The following is a 7461-nucleotide window of genomic DNA, read 5'->3' on the forward strand; positions in this document are numbered from 1 at the left end:
ACAAATACGATAAATTCACTCTTTAAAGACGAAAATGGCTGGAGCAATACGCTCCGGCCATTGAAACCCAATAACATGGACTAGGTCGACCACAAAATTTGTACTAGGTTGACCCACATATTGTAATAGGTCTACCCACAACTACGGACTAGGTCGACCCATACTCATGTAACAGCCCAACCCACAAATTTGGACTAATGCCTTTTTTAATGCTCATCATCTTTGAACTCTATAGATTCCCTTTCTGCATATCTTTCCACATAATCATTGATAATTAGGTCAACATATTCTTGCTTTATGTGCTCGTGCTTGTCTAAGAATTTAACTTTAACCAGCTCATAAATCGCCTTTCTCACAATGTCCATATCTATATTTGTGAACAATAAGCTACGGCGTGCCTGCAGCTCCAAAAGCTGTAAATAATCTTCCATAACTTCCAACTCTTCACGTACTAAATGAGCAACATACATATTCGCCTTACTATCTGAAAGCTCCTCAGGGTGCTTCATTTCTTCTTTAATTTCTGCTTCTCTATCAGGCATCTACCATACTTCTGTTTTGATCTGTTTCGTGTCTTCATAGACTATTTTAGCAAATGCTTCATCAACAGCCGATGCAAATTCCTCCATCAAATGACAGTATATACGCGATTTTTCACAAGCCTTATCAGATTCTTCTTGTCCTTCTTCTCATGAAAATCAATTCTCATCATAATCAAAATCCTTCCTTTTCTCACTCTCGTAATCTACAATTGAATTATAATCTATTAACCTACAGATTACATGGTAAAAAAGGTGCGCGTTATGAACCTAATTGATTTTTTATCCATAAGCATCATTTTTTCATAGAAATAACTATTACTGAAAACATTATTTGAATAGGAGGTTCATATAGTAAAGCTTTTACTCCTTCAAAGCATTTTTCATCACATTCTTCTTTAATTTTAGCATCTCCATGAGCTACCCCATTACGAATATCTATTATATTATATTTTTTTAATCCTATCTGATAGTTTTGTATAGCATCACAGAGACAGCAAAACTCTTTTCTCTTCTCACCTAAGAAAATTCCGAACGCTTTAATTACCTCACTAGATTCTATTCCTTGTTTAGTTCGTACAGCTCTTCCAATAAAAGGTATCGCACCTAATGTGGGTATTGAATTTAAATCATTTAAAGCTGTATGTGTTATTTCAAATTTTCTATTACAACAAAACCTATCTTTTACTTTTTTATAATATCTACTTCTCTTAAAAGGAGCAAAGAAATTTAAATTAAACTCTCTTTCTATACTACTAATCAACAAAAAAGACGCTAAATCTGCAGTTTTATATAAATCATATACTGCTAATGCTGTTTTTATATCCCTACGTGTTGTTTCAGATAGTTTATTCCATATACTTTCTAAAGATGTGATGGATTCGTCAAAAGAAATTACTTCTGGCATTGCTGAATACAAACGCTTTAAAATACTATCTACTTTTTCTTCATCTGTTCTATGCTTATCAAACTGTAACGAGCTTATCTGTTTTTCTAGCATGACTCTAGTTTTTTCTAATGTTTCTTTATCTTTTTTTAACAGAAGGTTTTCATGTTCTAAAACATCTAATTTTTGTTTGATATCTTTAACTTCTATATCATCATAATGAGTAATAATATCCTTGATTTTATTTAAATATACTTTTGATTGTTCAATACTCCCAGCTAAACATGAGCGCAACATGAGTTCATCTCGTATATCTATTAAATCATTTTTTAATCTATCTATTTCTATCAATCCACTAATTCTACAGCTTATATTCGCATAACTAGCATATAAATACAATACTGGATCAAGATCAATGCCTGTAATTTTGGAGTGACAAAACCATTCTTTTCCATATGATTTATAAATAATTGCTAATGATTCATGAAAGCCACTAGAATATATAAAACCTATCATATCTTGGTAACATAAATAATACCATAATTGAACACTTCTGTTTTCTGGTATAAATTCAGTTGCAAACGCTTGCACCTTTACATATGTATAAAGTTCCAACATAAAATATTTCCTAGGTAACTCAAAAAAACCGTTTATAACATTGTGATACTCATCAAAAAAAGGATGTTTTAATACTCTATTCATCTCATTTTCATCAAAATCCATCCAATTAGGAAGAGCTGTAAAAAAATTTTTACCAAGGTTTTCAGGAGAATTAAAAATCAAATCAGTAATTAATGCTGACATATCATTAGCATTTACTAATTTTGGATAAGTATCTTTGTACTTTGAAAACTCATTATCTAAAAGACAATCTGCCTTTTTTATATCTTTTGAAATATATATATCGAAATAATACTTTATCATATCAAGCAGATTAGCAAAAGGACAATCCTCTAATGTTTCCTTTATAACAGGAATTCCATTGATATAAGAAACGATCTCTTCTTTTAACATATATACTCCTTTCTATTTACACATCACTAATAAATAACTATGCAACATACAATGCTAGTAATCACGCAAGCACATTGTTGTGTTTACATGATTACCTAAATAACCAAAGTTTACTTCATAATATCAGACCTTTCACATTAAATTAATATTAAAACACAAGTACTTATAAATCTAATTTTATTGCAAATATATTGCATTAATATTCCGCACATTACTATAATATTGTTATTATAAAATTATACTTTTAATTCTATGCTCTTCCTAATAATAAAAGAAGCATATATCGAAGTAATAAGCTTTAAGAAAATTCGACATCGGCTACTAAAAATCCTACCTTATTTTTCTTTTTTATCAAATTATTTCAGAGTAATTAATAAAACAGATGACCTCATTATAGCATTTAATTAACTTCATAACCTAAAAACTCCTAAAATTCCCCACCCCACAAAAAAATCCGACGCACCGCTTCTACAGCACGTCGGATTTACTTTGTTAATTCAACAATATTCACTTTACCATCTCTTGCTGCTGCGCCAGTATTCACCACGGAGCAATGCCAGCACTGTAAACAGCTCCAAGCGTCCCAAAAGCATAGCCAACGCCAGCGTCAGCTGTCCCATACCGGTAACACCGGCATAGTTACCCGTAGCGCCGATGCTGCCAAAGGCAGGACCGACACTGGAAATACAGGAGGCCACGCCGAAAACGGCCTCATCTACGTCCACACCGCTTAAGCAAAGCAGCATAGTTAAAATTGCGATAACCAGAACATAAACGAAAAAGAAACGGCTGACGTTGATAATCGTTTCTGTCGGCAGACGTCTTTTAGCGTAGTAAACATTAAGCAGCATCTGAGGATGCATAGTACGACGCAGCTCCGCCATGACAGTTTTCAGCAGTACGATAAAACGGCAGACCTTAATACCGCCGGCAGTAGAGCCTGCGCAGCCGCCTGTCAGGAAGGTTACAGCCAAAACGAGCTTGGAAAAGGACGGCCACTGGTCGTAGTCCGCCGAAACATAGCCTGTGGTACTGCCGAAGGAAGCCACCTGGAAGAAGGCTTCACGCACACCGTCTGCCACACTGTAGCCATTCACCATAATGATGTTGATGCTGATTAAAACAGTGAAAATAGTCAGCAACACAATGTAGCTTTTGAATTCCAGATCATGCCACAAAACCTTCAGGCCGATTTGCGTAACCTGGTAGTATAAGGCAAAGTTGCCTGCAGCCAAAATCATAAACAGACCAGTAACGATTTCAATACCCGCGCTGTGAAAATGCGCGATGCTGTCATTATAAGGCGAAAAACCGCCGGTAGCAATAGCCGAGCAGGCATGGTTAACAGCATCATAGGTACTCATGCCCAAAATTGCCAGCATACCGGTAAGAATAATCGTAAACAGCAGATAGATATAAAACAATGCTACGGCAGTTGTACGGATACGCGGCAGAATACGGCTGTTGGAAAAGCCGCTGACCTCCGCGTTAAAAAGATACACAGCACCGCCGGCAATCTGCGGCAGCAGTGCTACGAACAGCACGATGATGCCGATACCGCCAATCCAGTGCGTCAGCGTGCGCCAAAGCAGCAGGCTGCGCGATACTATGTCAAGATTGGCAATTGCTGTTGCGCCGGTAGTGGTCAGTCCGGACATACTTTCAAAGTAAGCAGCGGCGGGATTCAAAATGCCGTCAAAGCAATATGGCAGTGCACCCAAAGCAGCGGCCAGAAGCCACGAAAAGAATACCGTGCCGATACCCTCGCGCACGGATAAATTACGTGCTCCTCTACCGTCACCATAGTAATCAAAGATTCCGGCCAAAATAACAGCTACCGCTATGGAAAAGATAAAGGTTCTGGAGGTAGCATATTCGCCGTAAACAACAGACATCAAAAGCGGCAACAGCTGAGCGATCGCCAGACCGGCAGAAATTTTTCCCAGGAGATATATTATAACCTTTGCATTCATCTTCTATACCTCCTGCCGTTACCAGTTCTGCTTATCGCGCCAAAAATCCGGGCGCATGATAACCAGCAGCGTAAAAATTTCCAGACGTCCCAAAATCATCGCCCAAATGCTGATGAAACGTGCCCAATCGGAAAGGCAATTATAGGTAGATGTCGGGCCTACAATGCCGAAGGCCGGACCTACACTGCTCATACAGGCAGCAATCAAGCCCATTGATTCCATTATCGGTATCCCCGACAGGGAAATCAGGATAGTCAGCACAATAAACACCAAAATATACAGGAAGAAGAAACGCGTAATATTGCCGACAATAATCGGGTTGATTTCGCGCTCACCCATTCTGATGGAATAAACGATGCGCGGGTGCAGAGTACGCAACAGCTCTGCCCAGCCTGCCTTCAGCAGGATAACCAGACGCGTAATCTTAATGCCACCTGCGGTTGAACCGCTGCAGCCGCCGATGAACATCAGCATCAGCAGAACGCTGCGGCTGAAGCTGGGCCAGTTGTTATAGTCGTCCGACGCATAGCCCGTCGTACTGCCGATAGACACAGCCTGGAAAATACTGTGACGAAGAGCGCCGTTAAAATCCATATAACCGGAAAAATACAGATTGCCACAGATAAGTGCAGCCGCTGTTGTGAGTATCAGCAGATAATATCTGTGTTCGCTGTCCTGACGCACTGACGCCCAATCGCCACGCCAGATTTTATAATACAAAGAAAAGTTCATGCTGGCAATCAGCATAAAAACAATAGCAATAATCTCAACATAAACAGACCTAAAGGAAATCAGGCTATCGTGATAATATGAAAAGCCGCCTGTCGCCATAGTTGCCAACGCCAGATTCAGCGCCTGAAATATCGGCAAGCCTGCAATCAACAGCAAAGCAACTTCCACTGCTGTTAAAATAACATAGATTAATAGAATCATCATAGCAGATTCCTTGATTTTCGGCAAAGTACGTTCAGCCGTACCACCCGGAAGCTCCGCGTTGAACAGATAGCTTGTACCGCTGTTCATCTGCGGCATGATGATAATAAACAGCATGATAACGCCGATGCCGCCGGTCCAGTGCGTTAAGCAGCGCCAGACACGGATGCTAGGCGGAAAATCGTTAAAAGAAAGTGCGGTAGTAACACCGGTAGTAGAAAAACCGGAAACACTTTCAAAAACCGCCGCAATCGGATCCGCCGGATTTAAAAACAAATACGGCAGCGCACCCATCAGGCAGACCAACAGCCAACCGCAGCCTACGACCGCAATGGCTTCACGCACACGCAGGCGCTGACGCGGTCTTCTGCTGCCAAAGAGGTTAAAAAGCGAAGCGATAGTGCTCGTTGTAATCAGCGTAAATATAAAAATCCATACATGGTCCCTATCTGCAATTAATGCAGCAATCAGCGGCACCAGCAATACACTGGAAAATGCTATTGTCAGCTTGGCTAATAAACGGTTAACAAGCCTTGAATCCATAGTTAAGCGCCCCGGCCTTCAAATAACGGTACTGTAGTCTTGGAAAATTCACTTTTGATAAAGAGAATTACGCGGTCATTGGCATGCAAGACAGTATTACCATTAGGAATATAGGCTTCATTACCACGCACAATAGCACACAGCAAGCATTCCGGCGGCAGGTTCATATCACGCACTGCCACACCATCTACATCGCTGTTTTCGCCGACGATGATTTCCAGAGCCTCGGCCTGTGCGCCCTCCAGCAGGGATACGGATACGATACCACCCTTGCGGACGAAACGCAACACCTCGCCTGCACTCAAAAGACGCGAAGACAGTACGATGTCTACGCCAACCTTTTCCATCAGCTCAATATATTCGTTACGTGCAACACGCACGATGGTCTTACGTGCGCCCAGATGCTTGGCCAGTTGTGCCAACAAAAGGTTCAGCTTATCATCTTCGGTCAGGCAGATAACAACGTCTGCTTCCGAAACGCCCTCTTCAATCAGAAGGTCAATATCGGTACCGTCACCGCACAAAACCAAACCTCGCTTCAGCTTAGCAGCTAAAAGCTGGCAACGGTCCTTATCCTTTTCGATAACCTTTACCTGAATGCCCTGCTTTTCCAACATGGGAGCCAAAAAGCGACCTGTGCGGCCTGCACCGATGATGAGAACCTTCTCCAGCTTTTCATAAGTATTGGAGAAGGAATTTTCAAACTCACGGATTGCTTCATGCTTGCCTACGAAGTAAACGTTATCGCCCGGAATTACGTAATCATTACCATGAGGAATTATCATCTGATGACGTCTGAAAACCATGGCCATCAGGATATCCTTAGGAATATTCAAATCCTTCAGCGGTATATTAACGATAGGTGAATCCTCCTTCACCTTGGCTTCGAACATACGCACCTTGCCGTCAGCAAAATCATCTACGTTCAAGGCAGATGGGGTCATCAGGATATGGTCGATTTCACCTGCGGTAATACGCTCAGGGTTGATTACGAGGTCAATTTTCATATCATTTTTGAGCATTTCCGGCGAATGGATAGCATAATCCACGTTGCGGATACGGGCAACGGTATGCTTAATACCATGATTCTTGGCCATCAGGCAGGTCACCATATTTACTTCATCACTATCTGTGCAGGCGATAAGCACATCGGAAGCACTGATATCAGGATCAGCAAAAGTAGTAGGGCTGCAGGAGTTGCCTTCAATCGCCAGTACGTCCAAAGTATTTTGGATGACGTCCTTGCGCTTGGGATCGATTTCTACAACTACTACATCAAACTGATCTTCAGCTAAAAGCTGTGCAATACTAAAGCCAAGCTTGCCTGCACCAGCTATTACAATACGCATTTTAGTTACTCCTTTAATACGGGAAATCCGTTAATCTCTATTACTCAAATACTGCTCTATATTATAACACAAATAGCCTTAAACGTCGACAGATGCTATTTTGACTCTGTAAATTAAGCGATAGATATATCGTGCAAGGAATAGCAATCTGAAACGATATACCTCATACCTCTCGCGAACAGAGAAAGTACGGTAGTAAGCTAAGTTAGTCCGCAGCTATCTAT

The 7461-nt window shown here is 40.8% G+C and carries 5 protein-coding genes; all 5 read right to left on the bottom strand.

Annotated elements, in window-relative coordinates; genetic code table 11:
- Positions 1–206 precede the first annotated feature (206 nt).
- The 5 genes from RDW05_RS11440 to trkA all read right to left on the bottom strand — a co-directional run bounded on the left by RDW05_RS11440 (position 207) and on the right by trkA (position 7237).
- The gene (locus RDW05_RS11440; RefSeq protein ID WP_307979159.1) at positions 207–542 is read right to left on the bottom strand and encodes a hypothetical protein; all 336 of its coding nucleotides are present in this window, start codon (positions 540–542) and stop codon (positions 207–209) included.
- Positions 543–834: 292 nt separating this feature from the next.
- Positions 835–2439, bottom strand: a complete 1605-nt coding sequence (locus RDW05_RS11445) for a hypothetical protein (protein ID WP_307979161.1) — start codon at positions 2437–2439, stop codon at positions 835–837.
- 512 nt (positions 2440–2951) lie between these two features.
- Complete coding sequence (locus RDW05_RS11450; protein ID WP_307979163.1) at positions 2952–4412, bottom strand: TrkH family potassium uptake protein; 1461 nt, start codon at positions 4410–4412, stop codon at positions 2952–2954.
- An 18-nt stretch (positions 4413–4430) separates the two neighbouring features.
- Positions 4431–5888, bottom strand: coding sequence for a TrkH family potassium uptake protein (locus RDW05_RS11455; protein WP_307979164.1), 1458 nt, complete (start codon positions 5886–5888; stop codon positions 4431–4433).
- A 2-nt stretch (positions 5889–5890) separates the two neighbouring features.
- Positions 5891–7237, bottom strand: a complete 1347-nt coding sequence (gene trkA / locus RDW05_RS11460) for a Trk system potassium transporter TrkA (RefSeq protein WP_293694193.1) — start codon at positions 7235–7237, stop codon at positions 5891–5893.
- Between the last annotated feature and the right edge of the window lie 224 nt (positions 7238–7461).

Source organism: uncultured Phascolarctobacterium sp. (assembly GCF_902463975.1).
Lineage (GTDB): Bacteria > Bacillota > Negativicutes > Acidaminococcales > Acidaminococcaceae > Phascolarctobacterium_A.